Origin of the sequence: Pseudomonas sp. IzPS59 (assembly GCF_014863505.1) — a bacterium.
GTDB lineage: Bacteria > Pseudomonadota > Gammaproteobacteria > Pseudomonadales > Pseudomonadaceae > Aquipseudomonas > Aquipseudomonas kribbensis.
Genome location: NZ_CP062251.1, coordinates 4,696,310 through 4,721,731, shown reverse-complemented (window position 1 = coordinate 4,721,731; position 25,422 = coordinate 4,696,310). Strand labels below are relative to the sequence as shown.

The window sequence follows — 25,422 nt, the reverse complement described above, 5'->3', positions numbered from 1 at the left end:
CGAGGCCATCCGGCCACGAGTCAGTACCCGAATTTCTTGACGACCATAGAGCGTTGGAACCACCTGATCCCATCCCGAACTCAGAAGTGAAACGATGCATCGCCGATGGTAGTGTGGGGTTTCCCCATGTGAGAGTAGGTCATCGTCAAGATTAAATTCCGAAACCCCAATTGCGAAAGCAGTTGGGGTTTTGTTTTGCCCGCAGGAAAGTTTCTATTTCTGCTGATCCATTGAGCACGCTAGACCCGGCCAAGGTTTGCTCGCTTAAAGAAGCCCCGCGCAGGATGACCTGGCGGGGCTTTTATTGTGCGTTTCACAGATTATTCTGCGGCACCGCCTCCGACTTCGCCAATCGAAGTACTAATCTCGATAATGCGCCGGCGCCCATTGACCTCGTAGCTACGCTCCTCGTCTCCCGAGCCTGGCTTGCGCAAGGTCAGTTGCGCAAACAAGCCACGTTTCTCGCTGTAGGCTCCGAACCAATTGTTCAATCGAGCAATAAAGCATTCAGTGTCAATAATCACCGGGAAGTCGGCCACTGACTCTATGGCGTAATAGCCCGCGCCATAGCTGTAATACTCCTCACTGTCGTTGACTGATGGAGGAACAGGACAAATGGGCTGTCTCTCCTGCCCGGAAACGGGCGGCTCTTCATCCATTTTGCTTAGGCCTTGGGCGAGTGCGCGTTGCAATTCCGGTTTCAGCTTGTAAGTGGTGTTGCTGTCTTCATGCTGCTGTGTGAGTGGAATTTGCAGTTGATAGCGGTAGTGAACTTTGACGGTAGGTACCTGGCGGTTGATTTGCAGAGGGCTGAGAAGGTAGACCTGATCAACACCATATCCACTGTCACGATAGGCGGCGTAAACCTTTCCGCGAATGCTGATCCAGCTCACTGATTGATTGGCACCGCGATCATTGATCGAGTACAGCGAACTGCCAACAGCTGATTCCTGACCGAGCGTGGGTGTTCTGCGGATAAATCTATCGCCATCACGGCGGTAGGTTTCGATGAAGGTGAACAGCCCCGTACCGCCTGTATAAATCTGAACAATCAGATCGCGATGACCGTCGCCATCCAGATCAAGCAAGGTAAACGAGGTTTGACCGAGTTCGGTGTCGGCATCCAGGTTCGAGGCTTGCAAGGCGCTCCATTCACTCTGGCTAACGCCTTTGGGAGTGGTCTTGGGGAAGTGCGTTTTTTCGGAGTATTGATCGTCATCAGGCTCAGCAGAAAATGAGGTCTGGCCATTTTTGATCGTCAGGGCGTCGAGTGCTCGCTCCAGCGCAAACTCCGGATCGATTTTGCTTGCCGCCCGGATGTTCTTTTGCAGATCCTCCAGAACCTCTTGGTCGATCTCATTCGGTTTGTAGACAACAGCTTCCTTCCACTGCGCCTGCAACAACTGCAAGCGTTCACGATAGCTTTGCTCGAGGCACGAAATGTCGTCGGCACACTCGTTCCGTGCTTTCAGCCAAAGCCGTTGAGTACGCTTGAGGTCCGGCAGTCTATCAGTGGGGCTTTTCATCAATCCCCGATAAACCACTCCCATTTGTGCATCCAGTTCATATAGCCCTTTATCGGCACAAATAGTGTTTTCGACGGCGTTTACCGCTTTTGTGCAGTCCATTCCGGTCGCCATTGCCTGCTGGAGAAACAGCAGAACGCCGGCGGACATGATGTAGCGTCCTTTGATGTACACGAGCCAAGCCTTTTATGAGGGAGTGAGCAGCCGAACAGGCCAGTTGTTGCATAAGGAATCTTGAAGTGCCTGCTTCAGAGAACGTCACTTCTGGCCGATAACCCGATCGGCACTTGCAATCTCATCGGCTGCGCATGAAATCGCTTGATAGCATTTAGCCTCCAGTTATCATCTGCGCGCTTGTGAAAGCCCTCGTCCTTCTACTTCAATTGTCTGGAAATCCTCGATGCTGTCGTATCACCAAAAGAGTTTTCTGATCGTCGATGATTTCTCGGATTTCCGCAGTTCCGTACGCTCGATGTTGCGCGAGTTGGGCGTCAAGGACGTGGACACCGCCGACACCGGTGAGCAGGCGCTGAAAATGTGCGCGCAGAAGTCCTACGATTTCATTCTTCAGGACTTCCACCTGGGTGACGGCAAGAAAAACGGTCAGCAGGTGCTGGAAGACCTGATGATGGAAAAGCTGATCAGTCACGAAGCCGTGTTTGTGATGGTCACCGCCGAGACGAGCCAGGCGATGGTGCTCAGTGCACTGGAGCACGAGCCGGACGCTTACTTGACCAAACCGTTCAACCGGATCGGCCTGGCTCAACGTCTGGAACGTCTGGAACAGCGCAAGACCCTGCTCAAGCCGATTCTGCAGGCCCTTGACCGTGGTAAACCGGTCGAGGTGCTCAACGCCTGTATCGCCCTGTGCAAGCAGGATATCCGCTATTCGCCGCTGTGCCTGCGCTACCGCGCCGATGCCTTGCGCGACATGAATCAGAACGAAGCGCTTGAGCGTCTCTATGACAGCATCATCGCTGATCGGCCGTTGCCGTGGGCCTTTGCCGGACTGGGCAAGTTACTGTTCAAGCGCGGTCAGGTGGCTCAGGCCAAAGGCGTGTATGAGAAAGCCCTGAAAGTGTTTCCGATGATGCCGGCGCTGTACGACGGCATGGCGGACGTTCTGGTGGCCGAAGGCGATACCAAAGGCGCACAGAGGACATTGGAAGAGGCGATTCGCCTGTCGCCACTGGCGGTACGCCGACAGGCGCTGCTCGGCAAACTGGCGATGGCTAACGAGGACTTTGACACTGCTTCGCGGGCCTACCGTCAGGCTGTGGCGCAGGGTGCGCAGTCGCGCTTCAAGGATCCGGAAAGCAACCTGGGTCTTGCCCATGCGCTGATCAGCAAGGGCAGCGAAAAGGGCCTCGATACCCGCACGCGGCTGGAGATCAATACCACCCTCAGTGCCGTGGCCAAGGAAAACCCGACCGATCCGGGCCTGCAGATTCGGGCACGTCTGATGAAGGCCACCAGTCTGTTGCTCAACGACGCCGAAACTGCCGAGAAGCTCACCGAACAAGCGCTGATGCGTCTCGACGGTATGGAGCAGTTCATGAGTCCCGAGGCGGCGCTGCTTGTCGCCAAGCAATTGCAGATGCTGGGGCAAGCCGAGGCGGGCACGTCCATGCTCAAGAGCTGTGCGGAAATCTACGGCGATGACCCGACGGTGATGAAAGACATCGCCAAGCTCACCGACGACCCGACTATTCTCAGCTCCAGTAATGCCGCCGCCGACCTCAACCGTCAGGGCGTGCGCGTGTACAAGACCGGCAACCTGGTGGAGGCCCGCGAAGTGTTCCGCAAGGCACTGAAGATGCAGCCGAAGAACATCAGTATTGCGCTGAACATGGCGCAGTCGCTGCTGCACGGCACCGACACCAGTGTGCCGTCGGCGGAACTGGAAGAGTGTCGGGCCTGCCTGAAAATGGTCGGCCTGATGCCCGACACCGACGCGCGTTATCCGCGTTATCAGAAGCTGAAAAGCAAGGCGTTTGGCGAATGAACCAAGACGAGCAGGCACTGGATTTTTCCACGGTGATAGCCTCCACCGTGCACGACATGAAGAACTCTCTGGCCATGCTGATGCAGGCCCACAGCCAATGGCTGGCGCGCCTGCCCGAGGACCAGCGTCAGGTGCCGGAGCAGGGTGTGATCGACTTCGAGTTCGCCCACCTCAACGGCATGCTCGTGCAGTTGCTCGGGCTGTATAAGCTCGGCGTAAACCAGATGCCGTTGCAGCCGGCGTATCACGAACTGGACGATTTCATCGAGGCGCAACTGGCGGCTCATCAAGAGGTTTTCGCCAGTCGCGGTATCGTCGCGACTTACGAAGTCGACCCGCTCAGTCCATTGGGTTTCTTCGATCGTGAACTGATCGCTTCGGTGCTCGGCAATTGCATCAACAACGCGATCCGCTACGCCCGTGAATCGCTGCTGATCACCGTCAGCGACGAGGCCGGGCAACTGGTGTTGAGCATCAACGACGACGGTGACGGTTACCCGGTCGAGATGCTCGAACGTCAGGCCGATTATGTGCAGGGCATCAATCACAGCAGTGGCAGTACCGGCCTCGGTCTGTACTTCGCCGGACGCATCGCGGCACTGCATCAGCGCAACGGTGTCGGCGGTCGTACCGAGATCCGCAATGGCGGGCCATTGGGTGGCGGCGTGTTCAGTATTTACCTGCCCTGATTCACGAATTCATCGACTGGCATTCTTTTTGTTGGCCGCTGCTTGATATTCCGAACAGCTGAAGCCTATTTTGTCCGGGTCGCCGTTCGCGGCTCGCACAATAACAAGGATTGCGTCATGACAACCGATGGCCAGCGTTCACTCGCGCAGCGATTGACGGGCATTGATGAAATTGAATGTGTCACGCCGGATTTGAACGGCGTGCCACGGGGCAAGGTAATGACCGCCGAGGGTTTCCTCGAAGGACGGCGTTTGCAGATGGCCCGGGGGGTGCTGCTGCAATGCATCATGGGGGGCTATCCCGCTGCACGGTTCTACGGCAGCGATGACGGCGACCTCGCGCTGGTGGCCGATCCTGCGCAGATCCATCCTCTGCCGTGGAGCCAGGAGCCGCGTGCGCTGGCCATCTGTGATGCCGATGAGCTGACGGGCGAGAGCTCCAACCTGTCGACCCGTGGCCAGCTGAAGAAAGTTATTGCCCGCTACGCGGCCCTCGGCCTGGCGCCGGTAGTGGCAACTGAACTCGAATTCTTTGTGTTCGCCCCGAACACCGATCCAACGCAACCATTCCAGCCCCCGGTCGGCCTCGACGGTCGTCGCGAGGACGGTCACTCGGCGTTCAGCGTCAGCTCCAACAACGGTCTGCGACCGTTCTTCAGTGAAGTCTACAAGTGCATGGCGGCCCTGGGCCTGCCGCGCGATACCTTCATGCACGAAATGGGCGTCAGCCAGTTCGAGATCAACCTGTTGCACGGTGATCCGCTGTTGCTGGCCGACCAGACCTTCCTGTTCAAGCACCTGCTCAAGGAAGTCGCGCTCAAGCATGGCCTGACCGTGGTCTGCATGGCCAAGCCGCTGGCACACACGCCGGGCAGTTCGATGCACATCCATCAGAGCATCGTCGAGATCGGCAGCGGCAAGAATGTGTTCAGCGATGAAAACGGTCAGCCGACCGCGATGTTCCGCCACTTCATCGGCGGGCAGCAGGCAGGCATGGCGGACTTCACCGCGCTGTTTGCACCGAACGTCAATTCCTATCAGCGTCTGTGCCATCCGTTCGCATCGCCGAACAATGCCTGCTGGTCTCACGACAATCGCGCGGCGGGTCTGCGGATTCCGGCCAGTTCGCCGGTCGCCCGTCGGGTCGAGAACCGTTTGCCGGGCGCCGATGCCAACCCTTACCTGGCGATTGCCGCGAGCCTGGCAGCCGGTCTGCATGGCATCGAACATGAGCTGGAACCGAGTGCACCGATCCAGGGTGAATTCGAGGTGCCGGACAATCTTTCGCTGCCGTGTACGTTGCACGCCGCGCTCGAGCGTCTGAAGCGCAGCCAGTTGGCCAAGGAACTGTTCGGCAAGGAGTTCATCGAAGGCTACATCGCTTCGAAGACCATGGAACTGACCAGTTTCTTTGATGAGATCACCCCCTGGGAGCGGCGCGTTCTGGCAGCCCAGGCCTGACGAAATGTCGTCATCGGGCTATCGTTCGATAGCCCGACACTCACCGCAAGGAGCCGCTCGGAACGCCGATGCGCCAAATCTGGAAATCCTTTCGAGCGCTGTATTTTGCCTCGCTGATGATGTTGATCGGCTCGGGCCTTCTTTCTACTTATCTGGCGTTGCGCCTGGCGGCCGACCATGTCGACGGGCTGTGGGTCGGTGCGTTGATGGCGGCCAACTATTTCGGTCTGGTGCTGGGCGGCAAGATCGGTCACCGGTTGATTGCCCGGGTCGGACATATTCGCGCCTACTCGGCGTGTGCCGGCATCGTCGGCGCGGCGGTGCTCGGTCATGGCCTGGTGGACTGGCTGCCGGCGTGGCTGGTGCTGCGGACCATCGTCGGCCTCGGCATGATGTGCCAGTACATGGTGATCGAGAGCTGGCTGAACGAGCAGGCCGACGCCAACCAGCGTGGCGTGGTGTTCAGCGGCTACATGATTGCCTCGTATCTTGGGCTGGTGCTCGGTCAACTGATTCTGGTCATGCACCCGGGCCTGGGCCTGGAACTGCTGATGCTGGTCGCCCTGTGTTTTGCCCTGTGTCTGGTGCCGGTGGCACTCACCCGGCGGATTCACCCGGCGCCGTTGCATCCGGCACCGATGGAGCCGCGCTTCTTCATCAAGCGCGTGCCGCAGTCGCTGAGTACGGTGCTCGGGGCAGGGCTGATCATCGGTTCGTTCTACGGTCTGGCGCCGCTGTATGCATCGCAGCAGGGGTTGTCCACCGAGCAGGTCGGCCTGTTCATGGGTACCTGCATTTTTGCCGGGTTGCTGGTGCAGTGGCCGCTGGGCTGGTTGTCCGACCGCTATGACCGGGCCTTGCTGATCCGCTGCTTCGCCGGGTTTCTGGCCGTCGCCGCATTGCCGCTGGCGATCATGCCGCAGGTGCCGCTGGAGATTTTATTCATTGTCGGCTTCCTGTGTTCGCTGGTGCAGTTCTGCCTGTACCCGCTGGCCGTGGCGTTCTCCAACGACCATGTCGAAGGCGATCGGCGGGTATCGCTGACGGCGATGCTGCTGGTGACCTACGGGGTCGGTGCCAGCATCGGGCCGCTGCTGGCCGGTGTGTTGATGAAAATGTTCGGTAGCCAGAGCCTGTATGCGTTCTTCACCTTTTTCGCGCTGGTACTGGTGTGGCGCATCCGGCCGAAAGCCGTGACCAACCTGCATCAGGTCGACGACGCACCGCTGCATCACGTGGCGATGCCGGACAGCATGTCCAGTTCGCCGCTGGTGGCAGCACTCGATCCACGAGTAGACGAGCAAGTGGTGCAAGAGCAGATGCAGACCACGGTTGCACCTGAACCGGCACCCGAGCCCGCCACTGAACCTGAATCACCTGTTGAGCCGGATGCCGGCAACGACAATCCTGCACCGGACATCAGTGGCGCCAGGCCTTGATCCGGAAAAACCACCAGGCATAAAAAAACGGGCAGTCACCGCAAGGGACTGCCCGTTTTTCATGGTGCATGCGAATCAGAGATCGTCTTTGTCGAAGCGCCGTGCTTCACGTTGCAGCTGATAGACGAAACGCTCGACGTTACGCGCTGCCGGGCCGCTGATGTTGTGAAAGCGCAGGCCGGCGAACGTGATGTTGAGTTTTTCTTCGAAGTGCAGGTAACGCAACTCGACCGCCGCCGGCTGGTTGCCGAACAGCGGCGGGGCGATCAGGCGATCGTAGACCTGGCCCAGTTGCAGGCGGTCGGTGATGTCACCTTCGAAACGCAGCTTGCAGCCGGTGGCGGAGATATCCAGCAGCTTGCCACCAATCGGCGACTTGAGCTTTTCGCCACCCAGTTCGACGCTCACCAAGTCGGTCAGCTTCAGTGCGGCGCGGAAGGCGTTGCGGCGCTGGTGATAGACCACTTCGGTGGGCATCTCGCCGACATAGAAGCGGTCACCGTCGGATTCCTTGATGTCCAGCGTGCCGGTGTATTCCCAGGCGATGCGTACGCCTTCGTGAAAACCTTCGACCTTGAAGGGTTCGCCAGCCAGCAGGAAGCGCTCGCCATCGCGCGGGATCATTTCGTCCAGGGCAATGGTGGCGGTTTCCCGGTCGACCTTGATCAGGTAGCTCTGGAAGCGCTGGCTGCGCTCGTGAAAGGTGATGATCAGCGGATCGTGGCTCTCTTGCAGCTGGCGCAGATTGCTGGAGATCTCCAGGGGCGTGGTAAGCACCTTTGGGGGCTGCGGAGCGTCATCATTGGACACGTTAAATCAATCTCCAGACAAATTTTGACTACGGCTGGCCAGTATTTTGCCAGCATGTATCGCGCGTTGATAGGGCGCAAGCATAGAAGAAAGAATCACGCCTGGCTGAGCGCGCGCGGTTTCTGCAGTTTGGAGAAGGTGCCGCTGGCATCGTAGAGCGCGGGAGGCTCGCCACCGGTGAGGATTTTCAGCTGATTGGCCGTGGCGGCCTGCTGCATCACGATCGACTGGCCATTCTTGACATTGGCCGCCTGGCACTGGGCGATCAGGTCAGTCAGTACATCGCTCTGGTTCAGCAACTGATCGCCGATGCTCGACTGGCTGGCCAGTTGTTCCAGGCCCTGGCGGTCGAGCGACAGATTGAGGCTGGCGAGGATTTCGCTGCGCTTGCGGCCATGCTGCTCGAGCAGAATGATCAATGCCTGTTTGCGCGCCAGAATTTCTTCCAGCAGGGGCATGTCGCGACCGTGCAAGGCGAGGGACTCGGTATGCAGTAACTCCAGCAGTTGTTGAGCTGGAGCAAAGTCGTCGGTGATCAGTTGCAATAAAGTAGTGTCGTGCATGGCTGGCCTTGGGTTTTAAGCGTCCAAAAGCCTGGCGCAGGCCGAGGCCTAGCGCTGGGCTTCGAAGTTGAGCAGTTTGCTGGCTACACGGTTGCTGTCGACTTTGTAGCTGCCATCGGCAATCGCTGCTTTCAACTCGGCCACGCGGGCTTTGTCGACGGCAGGCTGATCGCGCAGCTTGTCAGTGACCTTCTGCAACTGTTGAGCCTCATTGCTGAGGTGTACCGATTCCCCGCTTTTTGCGGTACTGGCCTGTTCGGCCGGGGTATTCAGCGGCGCGGAAGTGCCGGTTTCGGCGGTTTCCTTGGGCGCGCTGGTACGTGTACTGCCCGTAAGTGACGAGGAGCTGTTCAAACGGCTGAAATCGATGACCATGTTAAAAACCTCTGGGAATTTGGACGCTTGCCATGTTCTCGGCCATCCCCTGGAAAACTTTAGGCTCTTTTACCAATAAGCCTGCATGCGCCGCACAGATCCTGCTGCGGCACAGTTTAGGGAACAGCTCAGGTTGGCGCCAGTTTTCTGCGCGATCACTCACGAGGCTTTCCTGTCATTGCTCCAGTCGTTGCTCACATTGCCACTTCCACCTGGCCCGGCGCCATGACCTGCGCCTTGATGACCCGTTGGGAATTGAGGTTTTTCACTCGAATCTGTTCTTTCAGGCCGCCATTGGACAGGGCCTCGCCCGGCATGCGCACGGCCAGTGTGCCGCTACGGGCGGTAATCACCACTTGATCGCCTTTGCGAACGACTTCCGCCTGTTCCAGATGCACAAGGGTAATCACTTGATCGGCGACCGTTGGTCGGGTCAATTTCTGCCCGATCGCCTCATCCACCGACGTCAGGAAACCCTGATTGATCTGACTGACATCATGCTCGCGCAGGGTCACGTCCTGGGGCTCGATGATGCCGGCGCGCTTGAGCGGGCGAGTGGTGGTCACGACCTCGCGAAACAGGCGGACTTGAGCGGGTACGAACACGGTCCAGGGGGAGGCGCCTTCACAGCGGACCTTGACGGTCACACGACCCAGAGGACGCCCCGGACTCTCCAGGGACGCTGTCAATTCCTTGTCGCACATAGGCATGCGCATGCGCGGATCGAGCTGCTTGACCTCGATTTCATAACGCCCTTCCGTTTGACTGGTAGCCAGATAGTCTTCTACGGTGAATTCAAGAAAGCCCTGAGTGACGCCGATAAGCATGTCAGGCAAGGTAACCGCATCAGCACTGGCAGGGCTGCCCGCGAAAAACAGGCAAGCGGCAGACACCGCGCAAAGTCCTCTGCGGATAGGGGATGTCAGGCGTCGGAAAAATGTCGTTTGAATGTTCATACGAGTTAAAAAGCAAGCGCCGTGCCGTTTAGCAATGAATGTGCGTCGCAACAACACTTGGCGTTGGTGTAGGAGTCTGGGCATGGCTGGTGTAATGGATTCGGTGAACCAGCGCACGCAACTGGTAGGGCAGAATCGCCTGGAGCTGTTGTTGTTCCGTCTCGACGGCCAGCAGCTCTACGGGATCAACGTGTTTAAGGTTCGGGAAGTGCTGCAGTGCCCGCAACTGACGTTGATGCCCAAGTCCAGTCCTGTCGTGTGCGGGGTGGCGAATATCCGGGGGGCGACCATTCCGATCCTCGATCTGGCAATGGCGACCGGCTCCGGTGCGTTGAAAGACAAGAACAGTCCGTTCGTGATCATCACGGAATACAACACCAAGACCCAGGGTTTCCTGGTGCGCTCGGTGGAACGTATCGTCAACATGAACTGGGAAGAGATCCATCCGCCACCCAAGGGGACCGGTCGCGATCATTACCTGACCGCTGTGACTCGGGTGGACAATCAGTTAGTCGAAATCATCGACGTCGAGAAGGTGCTGGCGGAAGTCGCACCGACGCCGGAAGCGATTTCGGTCGGCGTTGTTGATGTCGAGACCCAGAGCAAGGCATTGTCGTTGCGGGTGCTGACGGTCGATGACTCGTCGGTGGCGCGCAAGCAGGTGACACGCTGCCTGCAGACGGTCGGTGTCGAAGTGGTGGCACTGAACGACGGCAAGCAAGCGCTGGATTACCTGCGCAAGCTGGTCGATGAGGGCAAGAAGCCGGAAGAAGAGTTCCTGATGATGATCTCCGACATCGAGATGCCGGAGATGGACGGGTACACCCTGACGGCGGAAATCCGCGGCGACCCTCGCATGCAAAAGCTTCATATCATCCTGCATACTTCGTTGTCGGGTGTGTTCAACCAGGCGATGGTCAAGAAGGTCGGTGCCGATGACTTCCTGGCCAAATTCCGTCCTGATGACCTGGCATCCCGGGTAGTCGACCGGATCAAAGCAGCAGATATCAGCTAGGGACTTTCCGTCCCTGGCGGTCAACACGATTTAAGAGGCGGCATCATTTGTCTACGGGTAATTTGGATTTCGAACAGTTCCGGGTCTTCCTGGAAAAAGCCTGTGGCATTTTGCTCGGTGAAAACAAGCAGTACCTGGTCTCGAGCCGTCTCAACAAACTGATGGAGCAGCAAGGCATCAAGTCCCTGGGTGAGCTGGTACAGCGCATCCAGACCCAGCCGCGCAGCGGTTTGCGCGAGCAGGTGGTCGATGCCATGACGACCAACGAAACCCTGTGGTTTCGTGACACCTATCCGTTTGAAGTCTTGAAGAACAAGGTGCTGCCCGAGGCGATCAAGGCCGCTCCCAACCAGCGTCTGCGGATCTGGTCGGCGGCCTGCTCGTCGGGTCAGGAACCCTATTCGCTGTCGATGTCGATCGACGAGTTCGAGCGGACCAACATCGGTCAGTTGAAGATGGGCGTGCAGATCGTCGCCACGGATCTGTCCGGCAGCATGCTGACCAACTGCAAGACCGGCGAGTACGACAGCCTGGCGATCGGTCGCGGTCTGTCCGCCGATCGTCTGCAGCGCTACTTCGACCCGAAAGGGCCGGGGCGCTGGGTGATCAAGGCGCCGATCAAGAACCGGGTGGAATTCCGCTCGTTCAACCTGCTCGACAGCTACGCCAGTCTTGGCAAGTTCGATATCGTGTTCTGCCGCAACGTGCTGATCTACTTCTCCGCCGAGGTGAAGAAAGACATCCTGTTGCGCATTCACAGCACGCTGAAGCCGGGCGGTTATCTGTTCCTCGGCGCTTCCGAAGCGCTGAACGGTTTGCCGGACCATTACCAGATGGTCCAGTGCAGCCCGGGGATCATTTACCAGGCGAAGTGACCGGCACCGGCAACAAAAAAACGGGAGTCCTCAGGGGCTCCCGTTTTTTTATGCCTGAGGGTTTTTGCGGCGGCGGCAAGCGGCAGAAAAGCGGCATCCGGCGGAAACCCGTTGCCGCTTTTCTGGCATTGCCGCCTTGCCGATCCCCTGCAAAGCCCCGGAATCCGGGGCTTTTTAAAACTGGCACGACGCTTGCTATAACCCTGTTACGAAAAACCCGGTCACCTGAAGGTTCCCGACATGAGCATCAGCTTCGATAAAGCGCTCGGAATTCACGAAAAAGCCCTGGGCTTCCGCGCCCAGCGTGCCGAAGTCCTGGCCAACAACATCGCCAACGCCGACACCCCGAACTACAAGGCTCGGGATCTGGATTTCTCCAAAGTGCTCGAAGCACAGAGCCAGAAGAACGCCAACGGCACCATCGCCCTGAACATGACCAACAGCCGTCACATCGAAGCTGAAGGCCTGGGCAATGGCGACGAGTCGCTGATGTATCGCACGCCGATGCAACCGTCGATCGACCAGAACACCGTTGACGCCCAGCTGGAACAATCGAACTACGCGGAAAACGCCGTCGGCTTCCAGGCCAGCTTCACGCTGCTCAACAGTAAATTCAAAGGGCTGGTGTCAGCCCTGCGCGGAGAGTAATCCATGTCCCTGTCCAGCGTTTTCAACATTGCCGGCAGCGGCATGAGCGCCCAGACCACGCGTCTCAACACCGTGGCTTCGAACATCGCCAACGCCGAAACCGTCTCGTCGAGCATCGACCAGACCTATCGCGCCCGTCACCCGGTGTTCGCCACCATGTTCCAGGGTGGCCAGAGCGGCGGCAGCAACTCGCTGTTCCAGAACCAGGACGCCGCAGGCCAGGGCGTGCAGGTGCTCGGCGTGGTCGAAGACCAGAGCAACCTCGAAGCGCGCTACGAGCCGAACCATCCGGCCGCTGACGCAAAGGGCTATGTCTACTACCCGAACGTCAACGTGGTGGAAGAAATGGCCGACATGATTTCCGCGAGCCGGTCCTTCCAGACCAACGCCGAAATGATGAACACCGCCAAAACCATGATGCAGAAGGTACTGACCCTCGGTCAGTGATAAGGGGCGACTGCCATGAGTGTTACCGATACCACCAGCAGCCTGACGATGAACGACATACTGGCCAACTCTTCGAAGAAGACCAGTAGCACGACCACCGGTGGCATCGCTTCGGCTACCAACAGCGCCACCGGCGGCCAGGCCTTGGGCAAGGATGCGTTCCTGCAATTGCTGGTAACCCAGCTGAAAAACCAGAACCCGCTCGACCCGCAGGACAACAGTGCATTCGTTGCCCAGCTCGCGCAGTTCAGCAGCCTCGAGGGGATCACCACCCTCAACAGCACCGTGAGTTCGCTGGCCGGCAACTACAACTCGTCGCAAGCCTTGCAGGCTTCGTCGCTGGTTGGCCGCAATGTGATCGTGCAGACCAACTCGGTCCAGCTCGACGATCCGAGCAAAGGCATGACCGGTTCGGTCACCGTTCCGTCGTCGATTGCCGGCGGCACCGTCAGCATCACCGACAGCAGCGGCACGGTCGTTCGCACCATCGATCTGGGCAGTCGCGCCGCAGGCAATGCGAGCTTCACCTGGGACGGCAAGGACAAGGACGGCAACCTGGTGAAGACCGGTACCTATACCGTCAAGGCCAACGCCTCGATCAATGGCACCTCGACCGATATGGCGACCTATCTGCCGGCCACCGTCACCAGCGTGACGATCAGCCAGACCGGCGGCGAGCTGATGCTCAACCTGTCCGGCAAGGGCACCGTCGCCCTGTCCAAAGTACAAACCATTGGTATATAGAGCCGACTAACCGGCACAAAGGAGTGGAATATGTCTTTCAATATCGGCCTTAGCGGTCTCTATGCAGCCAACAAGCAACTGGACGTGACCGGCAACAACATCGCCAACGTCGCGACTGCCGGTTTCAAATCGTCCCGTGCAGAATTCGAAGACGTCTACTCGGCGACTCGCCTGGGTAGCGGCAGCAAGGTCATCGGTAACGGCGTGCGCCTGGCCAACGTTTCCCAGCAGTTCACCCAGGGTGACATCAACAACACCGGCAACGTGCTGGACATGGGGATCAACGGTTCCGGCTTCTTCACCCTGAGCAACAACGGCTCGGTGTCTTACACCCGTGCCGGTACGTTCAAGGTCGACAAGGACGGCTACATCACCAACACCGACTACACCTCGCGTCTGCAGGGCTATGGTGTGGATTCCAACGGCAAGATCATCAACGGCGTGTTGACCGACCTGAAGATCGATACCTCGAACCTGGCGCCGAAGTCCTCCTCGCTGGTGACTTCGACCATCAACCTGAACTCGACCGCTCCGGTGATCGACGATACTGTGGCGGCCGGCAAATTCGATCCGACCAACACAGCGACCTACACCAAGTCGTTCAGTACTCCGATCTATGACAGCCAGGGCAACCAGCACACCATGGATCAATACATGGTCAAGACCGGTGCCAACACCTGGAAGGTCTACACCCTGGTGGACGGTCGTAACCCGGATGCTACCGGCAGTGATCCAAAGGTCACCGCGCCAGTGGCTTCCACCATGACCTTCGACTCCACTGGCAAACTGACTCAGGTCAGCACTCCACCAGCCACGATCAGCAGTGACCTGAAGCTCACTGGCTGGGTACCCGGGACTGTGACCAATGGTGTCTGGACTGCTAACGGTGCTTCGGCAAACCCGGCCGGCATCACCATCTCCATGGCCAAGACCACTCAGTACAACGCCGATACCGCACGCTCGATCCCGACTCAGGACGGCTACGCCACCGGCCAGATCACTAACCTGACCATCGACGGCACCGGTACCCTGTTCGCCAACTTCAGCAACAACCAGAGCAAGGCCATCGGTCAGGTTGCACTGGCCAGCTTCACCAACGAACAAGGTCTGCAGCCTATCGGTGGTACCAGCTGGAAAGAGACTTATGCTTCGGGTATCCCGGGCTATGACGCGCCGGAAACCGGCACCCTGGGTTCGATCGCTTCCAACTCGCTGGAAGAGTCGAACGTTAACCTGACCAACGAGCTGGTGGACCTGATCAAGGGCCAGAGCAACTATCAGGCGAACGCCAAGACCATTTCGACCCAGAGCACCATCATGCAGACCATCATTCAGATGACCTGATTTTTGGTTGTTCAAGGAGCCCCTCTTTTGAGGGGCTTTTTTTTGTTTGCCTTGGCGTCCTGGTAGACGGCCATGCTTTGGTTGATTGGGTGAATATCCGTTTCTTCGGGTGTTGCCGCTGGCGGTTCCGCTCTTACAGCGGCTCACTTTTCCAAACGCCGGAATGCCGGCCCAGCGAAAAGTAAGCAAAAGGCTTGGCCCCGGCGTTCGGCACCTCGCTTTGGCTCGGTGTTCCTTCGTTCCGGGATTCATCCGGGGGCATCGCCTCCGGTTTGCTTCGCTGCACCTCCTCTCGATGTGTTCGACTTCGTCGAACGGCGCTGCGCGCCCACCCCCGGATGAATCCCTCCACTCAGCCTGCCGAAGGAGCCGGCACGTCAAAAGCGGTACTCGAGCTAACGCTCATTGTGTTGAGTGGTGGAAAGCCAAAGCCAAAGCCAAAGCCGAGGCAGGAGTAGGAGTAGTAGGAGGAGTGGAGGCAGAAGAAGCTGAGTTGCATGGCATGTGTTTTAAACCCGAGTTCAACTCGGTATTTCACGTCGGCGTATCTCTCCAAAACAACTCGGTCGGTTCCCTCTCCCTAGGGGAGAGGGCTAGGGTGAGGGGGCTTTTGATTTTTTGTCGCGGCCAAAAGAAAACCCCCGACAAACCAGAGGTCTGTCGGGGGCTTCTCGATCAGGCGTTTCGCAACGCCCGATTCAGCTCAGCTTATTGGCAAGCTTCGCAATCCGGCTCGTCGATGGCGCAAGCCTTCGGTACTGGAGCAGGGCCGGCTGGCGCTGCCAGGACCGAATCGTCACCGTGGTTGCCGCCGCTGGAAACAGCGTTCAGCTTGCCGGTGTTGATGGTCGACTTCTCGGTGCTGGTCGCGGCCAGGGCACGGAGGTAGTAGGTGGTTTTCAGGCCACGGTACCAGGCCATGCGGTAGGTCACGTCCAGCTTCTTGCCCGATGCGCCGGCGATGTACAGGTTCAGCGACTGGGCCTGGTCGATCCACTTCTGACGACGGCTGGCGGCGTCAACGATCCACTTGGTGTCCACTTCGAACGCGGTCGCGTAGAGCTCTTTGAGTTCTTGCGGGATGCGTTCGATCTGCTGAACCGAACCGTCGTAGTACTTCAGGTCGTTGATCATGACCGAGTCCCACAGACCGCGAGCCTTCAGATCGCGAACCAGGTACGGGTTGATCACGGTGAATTCGCCCGACAGGTTCGATTTCACATACAGGTTCTGGTAGGTCGGTTCGATCGACTGCGATACGCCGGTGATGTTGGCGATGGTCGCGGTCGGTGCGATGGCCATGATGTTCGAGTTACGGATGCCTTTCTGTACACGGGCGCGAACCGGTGCCCAGTCCAGGGACTCGGTCAGGTCGACGTCGATGTACTTCTGGCCACGTGCTTCGATCAGGATCTGTTGCGAATCCAGTGGCAGCACGCCTTTGGACCACAGCGAACCCTGGAACGTCTCGTACGAGCCGCGCTCGTCAGCCAGGTCGCAGGAAGCCTGGATCGCGTAGTAGCTGACCGCTTCCATCGACTTGTCGGCGAACTCGACGGCAGCGTCGGAACCGTAAGGGATGTGCTGCAGGTACAGCGCGTCCTGGAAGCCCATGATGCCCAGGCCGACCGGACGGTGACGGAAGTTGGAGTTCTTCGCCTGCGGTACCGAGTAGTAGTTGATGTCGATCACGTTGTCGAGCATGCGAACGGCTACGTCGATGGTGCGCTTGAGCTTGGCGGTGTCCAGCTTGCCGTCGACGATGTGGTTCGGCAGGTTGATCGAGCCCAGGTTGCAGACCGCGATCTCGTCCTTGTTGGTGTTCAGGGTGATCTCGGTGCACAGGTTCGAGCTGTGGACCACGCCGACGTGCTGCTGCGGGCTGCGCAGGTTGCACGGGTCCTTGAACGTCAGCCATGGGTGGCCGGTTTCGAACAGCATGGACAGCATCTTGCGCCACAGGTCTTTGGCCTGGATGGTCTTGAACAGCTTGACCTTGCCCGGGTACTCGGTCAGGGCTTCGTAGTACTCGTAGCGCTCTTCGAAGGCCTTGCCGGTCAGGTCGTGCAGGTCCGGTACTTCGGACGGCGAGAACAGGGTCCACTTGCCGTCATCGAAGACACGCTTCATGAACAGGTCAGGGATCCAGTTGGCGGTGTTCATGTCGTGGGTACGACGACGATCATCACCGGTGTTCTTACGGAGTTCGATGAACTCTTCGATGTCCATGTGCCAGGTTTCCAGGTAGGCACACACAGCGCCTTTGCGCTTGCCACCCTGGTTAACGGCAACGGCCGTGTCGTTCACGACTTTCAGGAACGGAACCACGCCCTGGGACTTGCCGTTGGTGCCCTTGATGTACGAACCCAGTGCACGAACCGGGGTCCAGTCGTTGCCCAGGCCGCCGGCGAATTTCGACAGCATGGCGTTGTCGTGGATCGCGTGGTAGATGCCCGACAGGTCGTCCGGAACGGTGGTCAGGTAGCAGCTCGACAGCTGTGGACGCAGGGTGCCGGCGTTGAACAGGGTCGGGGTCGAAGCCATGTAGTCGAACGAGGACAGCAGGTTGTAGAACTCGATCGCACGGTCTTCTTTCTGCTTCTCTTCGATCGCCAGGCCCATGGCCACGCGCATGAAGAAGATCTGCGGCAGTTCGAAGCGCACGCCATCCTTGTGGATGAAGTAACGGTCGTACAGGGTCTGCAGGCCCAGGTAGGTGAATTGCTGGTCGCGCTCGTGGTTGATCGCCTTGCCCAGTTTTTCCAGGTCGAAGGAGGCCAGCACAGGGTTCAGCAGTTCGAACTCGATACCTTTGGCGACGTAGGCCGGCAGCGCCTTGGCGTACAGGTCGGCCATCTCGTGGTGGGTCGCGCTCTCGGCGACACCCAGGAAGCCCAGGCCTTCGGCACGCAGGGTGTCCATCAGCAGGCGGGCGGTCACGAACGAGTAGTTCGGCTCGCGCTCGACCAGGGTACGGGCGGTCATTACCAGTGCGGTGTTGACGTCGTTCAGGGCCACGCCGTCGTACAGGTTCTTCAGGGTTTCGCGCTGGATCAGGTCGCCGTCGACTTCGGCCAGGCCTTCGCAGGCTTCGGTGACGATGGTGTTCAGGCGGCCCATGTCCAGCGGCGCGAGGCTGCCGTCGGCGCGGGTGATGCGGATCGACGGGTGCGCTTGTACCGGTGCGTCGGCGGTGGTGCGGGTGGCGCGTTCCTTGGAACGGGCGTCGCGGTAGATCACGTAGTCGCGAGCCACTTTCTGCTCGCCGGCACGCATCAGGGCCAGTTCGACCTGGTCCTGGATTTCTTCGATGTGGATGGTGCCGCCCGAAGGCATGCGACGCTTGAAGGTCGCGGTGACCTGTTCGGTCAGGCGGGCAACGGTGTCGTGGATTCGCGACGAAGCGGCAGCGGTGCCGCCCTCAACTGCGAGAAACGCTTTGGTGATAGCGACGGTGATCTTGTCATCGGTGTAAGGAACGACAGTGCCATTACGCTTGATCACACGCAGTTGACCAGGCGCGGTGGCAGCCAGATCCGAATTCGAATCGGCGGCCTGCGGCAAGGTGCCCTGCGGGTTCTCGCGAGTTGTGTCGGTTTGCATGGGTGTCTCCACGTTCTCTATGTTTGTTTGGGCACCATCACGGTGCCCACCGTTCCGTCCTGAAGCACTACGACCGGCCAGCGCCGGGTAACGACTTCGGGACAGTTCAGGAAGTGGGCCTTGTGGGCGCCGCTTCCATGCCGAAGTCTTCGGTTCGCGCGATACGCGTGAAACCGCACTCCTTTCGGGGAGCAGTTTCGGACTGCAACACCCGTACCGTTTACGCCGTGATCGGCTGAAAAACGGTAGCCATCCGCAGGCGCGGTTTGGGCTTCTGAAAATACGTTTGGTTCAACCCGACAATGGCAATAAAAAGCCTTGAATTCACTGTCCGGTTTGTGTTTGGTTTTTGGCGCGAACCCCTACATGTAGGGTTTTTTTGGGCGCGGGCTACAAGATAATGCGTTTTGGGGGGCGATTGCAACGGACAGCCTGTGGATAACCCTGTGCGTAAATTGTGTGCGAAACAGGGAAAACCTTTGTAGGCCGTGAACCTGCTGAGCTAGACCGTTTGTCACTGTTTTTTCGCCGGGAAAAACGCTTCAGCGGATTTTTAAGGGCGCGAACCCTATCACAAAAAACGGCCTTGTCCGAACGCATTTACCGACTTGTGTTCTCGCTGTACGCCGTTTATACAATCGGCCCTGACACACGCATTCTTATCCTCCTTAAAGATGACAAAAAGACGGGAGGATCCTTCCTTTATTCGCAGCATCGGCAAGCAGAGGTCACCCGTGGAGCAAGAAGCCTGGCAGGTATTGATAGTCGAGGACGACCAGCGTCTGGCCGAACTGACCCGCGAATACCTGCAAGCCAACGGATTGCACGTGGAGATCGAAGGCAACGGGGCGCTGGCGGCGGCGCGGATCATCAAGGAACAGCCGGATCTGGTGATCCTCGACCTGATGCTCCCCGGTGAAGACGGCCTGAGCATCTGCCGCAAGGTGCGCGACCAGTACGACGGGCCGATCCTCATGCTGACCGCGCGCACCGACGACGCCGACCAGATCCTCGGCCTCGACATCGGCGCCGATGATTACGTGTGCAAACCGGTGCGCCCACGACTGTTGCTCGCGCGCATCCAGGCGCTGTTGCGACGCAGTGACGCACCGGAGCCGGTGGCGGGCAAACCACGCCGTCTGCAATTCGGCCCACTGGTGGTGGACAACGCCTTGCGCGAAGCCTGGCTGAGCGACAGCGGCATCGAGTTGACCAGCGCCGAATTCGATCTGCTGTGGCTGCTGGTGTCCAACGCCGGGCGCATCCTGTCCCGGGAAGAAATCTTCACCGCGTTGCGCGGCATCGGCTACGACGGTCAGGACCGCTCGATTGATGTGCGCATCTCGCGCATCCGCCCGAAGATCGGCGATGACCCCGATCACCCGCGCCTGATCAAGACCGTGCGCAGCAAAGGTTATCTGTTCGTGCCTGAAGCCTGCGTAGAACTGCCGCTGTGAATTCGATCTTCCTGCGCATCTACGGCGGTATGTGCGCGGCGCTGATCCTGGTGGCGGTGCTCGGCGTGCTGGCGCTGCACCTGCTCAACCAGGTGCGCAGCGAGCAATACCGAGAGCGCCTGGCCCACGGCACGTTTTCCCTGATGGCCGACAACCTGCAACCGATGAACGAGACCGAGCGCCACCGCGCCTTGCTGGTGTGGGAGCGGCTGCTGGGGATTCCGCTGACGTTGCAGACGTTCCCCCAGACCGATCTCGATCTGACCCAGCGCACCCGCGTGCAGCGCGGCCAGGCCCTGGTCGAGCAGACCGGGCCGCACGCGGCAAAGGTCTACCGTCTGGTCAGCGACAAGGAGCAGTTGGTACTGGTCGGCGAGGTGCAGCAGATCAGCGAGCAACTGGCCCGGGCGACCATCTACCTGCTGGCCGATGAACTGGTGCGGGTGCCGGTGGGCGAGCAGCCCAAACGCCTCGCGCAATTAAAGGAAGAGAAGGGCTTCGGCTTCGATCTGCGGCTGGTTACCGTGGACGAGGCCGACATGGATGAAGACCAGAGCCGTCGCGTCTCGGAAGGCGATACGGTGATGGCGCTGGGCAAGGGCGGTGATTCGATTCGGGTGTTCGCCGGGATGGTCGGCACGCCGTGGGTGCTGGAAATCGGTCCGCTCTATCAGATGAATCCGTACCCGCCGCAATGGCTGGTGCTGATTGCCGCATTGGGTCTGACCCTGATCGGCCTCATCGTCTATTTATTGGTGCGTCAGCTGGAACGGCGATTGCGCGGTCTCGAAGCGGCGGCCACGCGCATTGCCAAGGGCAGCCTGGAAACCCGTGTGCCGGCACGCGGTGCCGACTCGGTGGGGAAACTGGCGGCGGCGTTCAACGGCATGGCCGAGCACCTGCAACAGTTGCTGGCGATCCAGCGTGAGCTGGTACGTGCGGTGTCCCATGAGTTGCGCACGCCGGTGGCGCGCCTGCGATTCGGTCTGGAAATGATCGGCTCGGCCACCACCCCGCAAGCGCTGGAGAAGTACCGCGAGGGCATGGATCACGACATCGAGGACCTCGATAAGCTGGTGGACGAAATGCTCACCTACGCGCGGCTGGAGCAGGGCTCGCCGGCGCTGACCTTCCAGCGCATCGACCTCGATGCACTGGTCAATCAGGTGATCGAAGAACTGGCGCCACTGCGCGCCGACGTCGCGGTACAACGCGGCTTGTGTTTGTCGGCGGCTGATTGTGACGATGCCTGGGTCGAGGCCGAACCGCGTTACCTGCATCGCGCCTTGCAGAATCTGGTGGGCAACGCCATGCGCCATGCGCGCTCGAAGGTCACGGTCAGTTATCAGGTCGGGCAGATGCGTTGCCGGGTGGATGTCGAAGACGATGGCCCCGGTGTGCCGGAAAGTGCCTGGGAGAAAATCTTCACGCCATTTCTGCGGCTGGACGACAGCCGTACCCGGGCGTCCGGTGGGCATGGATTGGGGCTGTCGATCGTGCGGCGGATCATTCACTGGCATGACGGCCGGGCGCTGATCGGCAAGAGCAAGAGTCTGGGCGGGGCGTGTTTCAGCCTGAGCTGGCCGCGGAATCAGGAGCGGCGCTGAAAGCGTTCAAGCCTGGATGCTGACCAGACTCAACAACTGCCCGTCGTGCACGCCGAACTGTGCGTCCAGTTCGGTCCCGTTGCGCCACTCGCTGGACAGGTCCGTCAGCAGGCGCAGCCTCACATGACCTTGCTCGGTCCATTCGAGCACTTCGGCGTGCTCGAAATAGAAGCGCTTCTGGACGATCGGGTACAACGCCTTGAACAGGCTTTCCTTTACCGAAAATGTCAGAGTCACCCACAACGCCAATTGGTCGCGGGAACCAGCCGCCATGCGCTGCAACTCCGCTGGCGTCAGAATTTCCCCGGCCAGCCGTTCTGCCCGTTCGGCGTTGAGCAGGTTTTCCATATCCATGCCCAGCCCGCGCCAGTGTCGTTTGTTGGCGACAATCGCCGCCGCCCGACCGGTGCTGTGGGTGATCGAACCGCAAATATGGGCCGGCCACACCGGTGCGCGATCCTCGCCAATGGCCGGAACACTGCCTGAGCCTTCCAGCTGCTCTAGTGCAGCCCGGGCGCAGACCCGCCCGGCGAGAAACTCCGCCTGACGCTTGGCCACCGAGCGCTGGATGCTCGGCGGCGGCTCGATGGCGCTGCGGCGGAAATCATCGCCGAGCAATTGCGACGGGTCGAAATGGGTGCTCAGCAGCACGGTGTCCGGCAGCACAATCGGCAATGGCCAGTGGGCATCGAGCGGGGTGCAGCAAGCGGGGAGGAGGGGGCTGGAATTCATGGCGGGCATTTTGCCGGGTTGCTTTGAGGCTGGATAGTGCGCAGATGTGGAACGTTCCCGCGCAGGGCGCGGGAACGAGTGGGTTCAGCCAAAGATTTGCTTGAAGAAGGCCTGCATGTCCGCCCAGGATTTTTCATCCGCAGCCTTGTTGTAGCCGATATCCGGGCCACCATGATCGCCGTGGCTCAGACGATCCGCATCGGGGTTGGTGAAACCATGCTTGGCGCCGTCGAGGCTGACGAACTTGTAGTCGGCGCCGGCCTTGTCCATTTCAGACTTGAACGCCGTGACGTTGTCGGCGGTGACCATGCTGTCCAGCGCGCCGTGTTCGACGAGGATCTTCGCCTTGACGCTGCCGGGCGTCGCCGGAGTCTTGGTGGCGAGTGCGCCGTGGAAACTCACCACGCCGGCCAGTGGTACGCCTTGGCGAGCGGCATTCAACACCACACCGCCGCCAAAGCAATAACCGATGGCGGCCAGTTTGCCGGTGTCGGTCTGTGGCTGTTTTTTCAGCAGGTCGAGGCCAGCCTCGAAGCGTTTGCTGGCGGCATCGGCGTTCTGCGTGGCCGCCTGCATGAACGCCATCGCGTCTTTCGGGTGCTCGGTGTTCTTGCCGTCACCGTACATGTCGATCGCCAGGGCGCTGTAGCCGAGGCCGGCGAGATCCCGGGCGCGGCGCTTGGCGTAGTCGTTCAGGCCCCACCATTCATGGACCACCACCACACCGGGGCGAGGTCCCTTGATCGCGTCGTCATAGGCGTAATAACCGATCAGTTTCGTGCCATCGGCGCTCTGGTAAGGTATTTCCTGAGTCTTGATCGCCGCCGCGCTGAGGCTGCTGAAGGCGAGCAGGGTGAGGGCAAGGAACAGGCGCATGATCGGGTCTCCTGACAATAAAAGGTCAAGACAGCCTAGTTCATTTGATTGCGCCCGGGTTCAGGGTGCGTTCAGGGCAGGTACAGGCCGGGTTCAGTAATCTTGAACCACGTCCGAGGGATGAAATGAACAGGACCCTCAAAAGCGGCAGTACACCGTTGTCGCAGGTATGCTGTTGGAGATGCTGATTGGCCCGGGAGAGTGTCATGAAACTGTTGGTCGTCGAAGATGAAGCGCTGTTGCGCCATCACCTGCAAACCCGCCTGACGGAAAGCGGTCACGTGGTCGAGTCCGTGGCCAATGCCGAAGAGGCGCTGTACCAGACCGGGCAATTCAATTTTGACCTGGCGGTGATCGACCTCGGCCTGCCGGGCATGGGCGGGCTCGACCTGATCCGCCAGTTGCGCCAGGACGGCAAGAGCTTCCCGATCCTGATCCTCACCGCCCGTGGCAACTGGCAAGACAAGGTCGAAGGCCTGGCCGCCGGCGCCGACGATTACCTGGTCAAGCCGTTCCAGTTCGAAGAACTTGAAGCCCGGCTCAATGCGCTGCTGCGTCGCTCCAGCGGCTTCACCCAGTCGTCCATTGTTGCCGGTCCGTTGTTGCTCGACCTCAATCGCAAACAGGCGACCCTCGACGAACAGCCGCTGGCGCTGACCGCCTACGAATACCGGATTCTCGAGTACCTGATGCGTCACCACCAGCAAGTGGTGCCCAAGGATCGCCTGATGGAACAGCTGTACCCGGACGACGACGAGCGCGATCCGAACGTGATCGAGGTGCTGGTCGGACGTCTGCGGCGCAAGCTCGAAGGCCCGGCCGGGTTCAAGCCGATCGACACGGTGCGCGGGCTGGGCTATCTGTTCAATGAGCGCTGCACTTGATCCGTTCGCTTCGTGTTCGTTTGATGTTGGCCGCCACGACGCTGGCGGTGTTCTTCATGCTCGCCTTGCTTCCGGCGATGCAAGGGGCGTTCAGCCTGGCGCTGCAGGATTCCATCGAGCAGCGTCTGGCTTCGGATGTCACCACTCTGATTTCTGCTGCACGGATTGAAAACGGTCGGCTGGTGATGCCGATGCAGTTGCCGGACGAGCGTTTCAACCTCGCCGACTTCCGTCTGCTCGGCTACATCTACGACCGCGAAGGTCATTTGGTCTGGCGCTCGAAAGCGACCCAGGAAGAGCAGATCAACTACAAGCCGCGTTACGACGGAATGGGCAGCGAGTTCGCGCGGATTCGCGAAGCCAGCGGCCAGGAGTTCTTCGTCTACGACGTCGAGGTCAAGCTGCTCGGCGGCAAGAATGCGGCGTTCAGCATCGTCGCGCTGCAACCGGTGCGCGAATACGAAACCACCCTCGAGGGCCTGCGGGAAAACCTCTACCTCGGCTTCGGTGCTGCGTTGCTTGTCTTGCTCTCGCTGCTGTGGATCGGCCTGACCTGGGGCCTGAAAGCCCTGCGCCGGCTCAGTCAGGAACTCGACGAAATCGAAAGCGGCACCCGCGAAAGCCTCACCGAACAGCACCCCCGTGAACTGCTGCGCCTGACAGGCTCGCTCAACCGCTTGCTGCACAGCGAGCGTCAACAACGCAGCCGTTACCGCGACTCCCTCGACGATCTGGCCCACAGCCTGAAAACCCCGCTGGCGGTGTTGCAGGGCGTCAGCGAGGATATGGCCCAGCGTCCCGAAGATCGCGATCAGGCCTGGGTGCTGCAAACCCAGATCGAACGCATGAGCCAGCAGATCAGCTACCAGTTACAACGCGCCAGCTTGCGCAAAAGCGGTCTGGTGCGCCATCAGGTGCGCCTGCGCCCGGTGCTCAAAAGCCTGTGTGACACCCTCGACAAGGTCTACCGCGACAAGCGCGTACGCGTAGCTTTCGACCTGCCGGAACACTGCTACCTGCCGATCGAGCAGGGCGCCTTGCTGGAAATGCTGGGCAACCTGCTGGAAAACGCCTATCGCCTGTGCCTGGGCGAAGTGCGCATCAGCGTGCGCGAAACCCTGGCCGGGATCGAGTTGTGCATCGAGGACGACGGCCCCGGCGTCCCGCAACACCAGCGAGCGCGGATCCTTGAGCGCGGCGAACGCCTGGATCGCCAGCACCCGGGGCAGGGGATCGGTCTTGCGGTGGTCAAGGACATCATCGAGAGCTACAACGCCAAGCTGACGCTGGGCGATTCGCCGATGGGCGGGGCGGCGTTCAGGATTCATTTCCCGGCGGTTTAGTCGTTGCCTTCTTCCCCTCTCGC

22 protein-coding genes and 1 rRNA gene are annotated in these 25,422 nt (G+C 59.8%); 15 read left to right on the top strand and 8 right to left on the bottom strand.

Features of this window, described 5'->3' with window-relative positions; translation table 11 throughout:
* Positions 1 to 35: 35 nt before the first annotated feature.
* A 5S ribosomal RNA gene (gene rrf / locus IF189_RS21155) occupies positions 36 to 151 on the top strand.
* Positions 152 to 320: 169 nt separating this feature from the next.
* Here the strand turns inward: rrf and IF189_RS21150 are convergent.
* A complete protein-coding gene (locus IF189_RS21150) occupies positions 321 to 1,676 on the bottom strand; it encodes a lysozyme inhibitor LprI family protein (RefSeq protein ID WP_225739918.1) in 1,356 nt (451 codons plus the stop codon).
* 250 nt (positions 1,677 to 1,926) lie between these two features.
* Between IF189_RS21150 and IF189_RS21145 the strand changes: the two genes are divergently transcribed.
* From IF189_RS21145 to IF189_RS21130, 4 genes are all read left to right on the top strand, one after another.
* Positions 1,927 to 3,531, top strand: coding sequence for a tetratricopeptide repeat-containing response regulator (locus IF189_RS21145; RefSeq protein WP_085711011.1), 1,605 nt, complete (start codon positions 1,927 to 1,929; stop codon positions 3,529 to 3,531).
* Complete coding sequence (locus IF189_RS21140) at positions 3,528 to 4,220, top strand: sensor histidine kinase (protein ID WP_085711010.1); 693 nt, start codon at positions 3,528 to 3,530, stop codon at positions 4,218 to 4,220. The genes IF189_RS21145 and IF189_RS21140 overlap by 4 nt, the downstream gene beginning before the upstream one ends.
* A gap of 219 nt (positions 4,221 to 4,439) precedes the next feature.
* Positions 4,440 to 5,681, top strand: a complete 1,242-nt coding sequence (locus IF189_RS21135; protein WP_170931624.1) for a glutamine synthetase family protein — start codon at positions 4,440 to 4,442, stop codon at positions 5,679 to 5,681.
* A gap of 68 nt (positions 5,682 to 5,749) precedes the next feature.
* Positions 5,750 to 7,120: an MFS transporter gene (locus tag IF189_RS21130; protein WP_134827812.1), complete on the top strand. Its 1,371-nt coding sequence runs from the start codon at positions 5,750 to 5,752 to the stop codon at positions 7,118 to 7,120.
* 75 nt (positions 7,121 to 7,195) lie between these two features.
* On the opposite strand, the gene IF189_RS21125 is transcribed toward IF189_RS21130, so the two are convergent.
* From IF189_RS21125 to flgA, 4 genes are all read right to left on the bottom strand, one after another.
* The gene (locus tag IF189_RS21125) at positions 7,196 to 7,930 is read right to left on the bottom strand and encodes a flagellar brake protein (RefSeq protein WP_134827811.1); all 735 of its coding nucleotides are present in this window, start codon (positions 7,928 to 7,930) and stop codon (positions 7,196 to 7,198) included.
* Positions 7,931 to 8,025: 95 nt separating this feature from the next.
* The gene (locus tag IF189_RS21120) at positions 8,026 to 8,493 is read right to left on the bottom strand and encodes a flagella synthesis protein FlgN (RefSeq protein ID WP_134827810.1); all 468 of its coding nucleotides are present in this window, start codon (positions 8,491 to 8,493) and stop codon (positions 8,026 to 8,028) included.
* 48 nt (positions 8,494 to 8,541) lie between these two features.
* Positions 8,542 to 8,868 carry a flagellar biosynthesis anti-sigma factor FlgM gene (gene flgM / locus IF189_RS21115; protein ID WP_085711005.1) on the bottom strand — a complete coding sequence of 109 codons (327 nt, stop codon included), beginning with the start codon at positions 8,866 to 8,868 and terminating at the stop codon, positions 8,542 to 8,544.
* Between the two features lie 194 nt (positions 8,869 to 9,062).
* Complete coding sequence (gene flgA, locus IF189_RS21110; protein ID WP_085711004.1) at positions 9,063 to 9,824, bottom strand: flagellar basal body P-ring formation chaperone FlgA; 762 nt, start codon at positions 9,822 to 9,824, stop codon at positions 9,063 to 9,065.
* Positions 9,825 to 9,906: 82 nt separating this feature from the next.
* Here flgA and IF189_RS21105 point away from each other — a divergent pair, with 82 nt between their 5' ends.
* From IF189_RS21105 to flgE, 6 genes are all read left to right on the top strand, one after another.
* Entirely contained in the window at positions 9,907 to 10,839 is a 933-nt protein-coding gene (locus tag IF189_RS21105; protein ID WP_065258844.1) for a chemotaxis protein CheV, read from the top strand.
* A 47-nt stretch (positions 10,840 to 10,886) separates the two neighbouring features.
* Positions 10,887 to 11,714 carry a protein-glutamate O-methyltransferase CheR gene (cheR, locus tag IF189_RS21100; RefSeq protein ID WP_007960327.1) on the top strand — a complete coding sequence of 276 codons (828 nt, stop codon included), beginning with the start codon at positions 10,887 to 10,889 and terminating at the stop codon, positions 11,712 to 11,714.
* 240 nt (positions 11,715 to 11,954) lie between these two features.
* Positions 11,955 to 12,362, top strand: a complete 408-nt coding sequence (flgB, locus tag IF189_RS21095) for a flagellar basal body rod protein FlgB (protein WP_025112931.1) — start codon at positions 11,955 to 11,957, stop codon at positions 12,360 to 12,362.
* A gap of 3 nt (positions 12,363 to 12,365) precedes the next feature.
* Positions 12,366 to 12,809 carry a flagellar basal body rod protein FlgC gene (gene flgC / locus IF189_RS21090; protein ID WP_054593596.1) on the top strand — a complete coding sequence of 148 codons (444 nt, stop codon included), beginning with the start codon at positions 12,366 to 12,368 and terminating at the stop codon, positions 12,807 to 12,809.
* Positions 12,810 to 12,824: 15 nt separating this feature from the next.
* Positions 12,825 to 13,553 (top strand): flagellar hook assembly protein FlgD, encoded by a 729-nt coding sequence (gene flgD / locus IF189_RS21085; protein WP_085711003.1) that lies wholly within the window; start codon positions 12,825 to 12,827, stop codon positions 13,551 to 13,553.
* A gap of 30 nt (positions 13,554 to 13,583) precedes the next feature.
* Positions 13,584 to 14,897: a flagellar hook protein FlgE gene (flgE, locus tag IF189_RS21080; RefSeq protein WP_192552203.1), complete on the top strand. Its 1,314-nt coding sequence runs from the start codon at positions 13,584 to 13,586 to the stop codon at positions 14,895 to 14,897.
* A 708-nt stretch (positions 14,898 to 15,605) separates the two neighbouring features.
* Here flgE and IF189_RS21075 read toward each other — a convergent pair.
* A complete protein-coding gene (locus IF189_RS21075) occupies positions 15,606 to 18,500 on the bottom strand; it encodes a ribonucleoside-diphosphate reductase subunit alpha (protein ID WP_114884855.1) in 2,895 nt (964 codons plus the stop codon).
* A 734-nt stretch (positions 18,501 to 19,234) separates the two neighbouring features.
* Between IF189_RS21075 and IF189_RS21070 the strand changes: the two genes are divergently transcribed.
* Together IF189_RS21070 and IF189_RS21065 are read left to right on the top strand one after the other, a co-directional pair.
* Positions 19,235 to 19,957: a response regulator gene (locus IF189_RS21070; protein ID WP_134827808.1), complete on the top strand. Its 723-nt coding sequence runs from the start codon at positions 19,235 to 19,237 to the stop codon at positions 19,955 to 19,957.
* Positions 19,954 to 21,564 (top strand): ATP-binding protein, encoded by a 1,611-nt coding sequence (locus IF189_RS21065; protein ID WP_134827807.1) that lies wholly within the window; start codon positions 19,954 to 19,956, stop codon positions 21,562 to 21,564. The genes IF189_RS21070 and IF189_RS21065 overlap by 4 nt, the downstream gene beginning before the upstream one ends.
* A gap of 6 nt (positions 21,565 to 21,570) precedes the next feature.
* Here IF189_RS21065 and IF189_RS21060 read toward each other — a convergent pair whose 3' ends face one another.
* Together IF189_RS21060 and IF189_RS21055 are read right to left on the bottom strand one after the other, a co-directional pair.
* Positions 21,571 to 22,296 (bottom strand): 4'-phosphopantetheinyl transferase family protein, encoded by a 726-nt coding sequence (locus IF189_RS21060; protein WP_134827806.1) that lies wholly within the window; start codon positions 22,294 to 22,296, stop codon positions 21,571 to 21,573.
* Between the two features lie 84 nt (positions 22,297 to 22,380).
* Positions 22,381 to 23,172: a dienelactone hydrolase family protein gene (locus IF189_RS21055; RefSeq protein ID WP_134827805.1), complete on the bottom strand. Its 792-nt coding sequence runs from the start codon at positions 23,170 to 23,172 to the stop codon at positions 22,381 to 22,383.
* A 206-nt stretch (positions 23,173 to 23,378) separates the two neighbouring features.
* On the opposite strand from IF189_RS21055, the gene IF189_RS21050 reads away from it, so the two are divergent.
* A complete protein-coding gene (locus IF189_RS21050) occupies positions 23,379 to 24,056 on the top strand; it encodes a response regulator transcription factor (RefSeq protein WP_085710996.1) in 678 nt (225 codons plus the stop codon).
* On the top strand, positions 24,053 to 25,399 hold the full coding sequence (locus IF189_RS21045) for an ATP-binding protein (RefSeq protein ID WP_134827804.1): 1,347 nt from the start codon (positions 24,053 to 24,055) through the stop codon (positions 25,397 to 25,399). The genes IF189_RS21050 and IF189_RS21045 overlap by 4 nt, the downstream gene beginning before the upstream one ends.
* Positions 25,400 to 25,422: the final 23 nt, after the last annotated feature.

What these genes read in the sequence shown, in the direction of transcription:
- flgB (WP_025112931.1), top strand. Translation starts at nt 11,955, where the DNA reads ATGAGCATCAGCTTCGATAAAGCGCTCGGAATTCACGAAAAAGCCCTG.
- IF189_RS21060 (WP_134827806.1), bottom strand. Translation starts at nt 22,296, where the DNA reads ATGAATTCCAGCCCCCTCCTCCCCGCTTGCTGCACCCCGCTCGATGCC.
- flgE (WP_192552203.1), top strand. Translation starts at nt 13,584, where the DNA reads ATGTCTTTCAATATCGGCCTTAGCGGTCTCTATGCAGCCAACAAGCAA.
- IF189_RS21135 (WP_170931624.1), top strand. Translation starts at nt 4,440, where the DNA reads ATGACCGCCGAGGGTTTCCTCGAAGGACGGCGTTTGCAGATGGCCCGG.
- IF189_RS21120 (WP_134827810.1), bottom strand. Translation starts at nt 8,493, where the DNA reads ATGCACGACACTACTTTATTGCAACTGATCACCGACGACTTTGCTCCA.
- IF189_RS21150 (WP_225739918.1), bottom strand. Translation starts at nt 1,676, where the DNA reads ATGTCCGCCGGCGTTCTGCTGTTTCTCCAGCAGGCAATGGCGACCGGA.
- flgD (WP_085711003.1), top strand. Translation starts at nt 12,825, where the DNA reads ATGAGTGTTACCGATACCACCAGCAGCCTGACGATGAACGACATACTG.
- IF189_RS21105 (WP_065258844.1), top strand. Translation starts at nt 9,907, where the DNA reads ATGGCTGGTGTAATGGATTCGGTGAACCAGCGCACGCAACTGGTAGGG.
- IF189_RS21130 (WP_134827812.1), top strand. Translation starts at nt 5,750, where the DNA reads ATGCGCCAAATCTGGAAATCCTTTCGAGCGCTGTATTTTGCCTCGCTG.
- flgM (WP_085711005.1), bottom strand. Translation starts at nt 8,868, where the DNA reads ATGGTCATCGATTTCAGCCGTTTGAACAGCTCCTCGTCACTTACGGGC.
- IF189_RS21145 (WP_085711011.1), top strand. Translation starts at nt 1,927, where the DNA reads ATGCTGTCGTATCACCAAAAGAGTTTTCTGATCGTCGATGATTTCTCG.
- IF189_RS21055 (WP_134827805.1), bottom strand. Translation starts at nt 23,172, where the DNA reads ATGCGCCTGTTCCTTGCCCTCACCCTGCTCGCCTTCAGCAGCCTCAGC.
- IF189_RS21075 (WP_114884855.1), bottom strand. Translation starts at nt 18,500, where the DNA reads ATGCAAACCGACACAACTCGCGAGAACCCGCAGGGCACCTTGCCGCAG.
- IF189_RS21050 (WP_085710996.1), top strand. Translation starts at nt 23,379, where the DNA reads ATGAAACTGTTGGTCGTCGAAGATGAAGCGCTGTTGCGCCATCACCTG.
- flgC (WP_054593596.1), top strand. Translation starts at nt 12,366, where the DNA reads ATGTCCCTGTCCAGCGTTTTCAACATTGCCGGCAGCGGCATGAGCGCC.
- flgA (WP_085711004.1), bottom strand. Translation starts at nt 9,824, where the DNA reads ATGAACATTCAAACGACATTTTTCCGACGCCTGACATCCCCTATCCGC.
- IF189_RS21140 (WP_085711010.1), top strand. Translation starts at nt 3,528, where the DNA reads ATGAACCAAGACGAGCAGGCACTGGATTTTTCCACGGTGATAGCCTCC.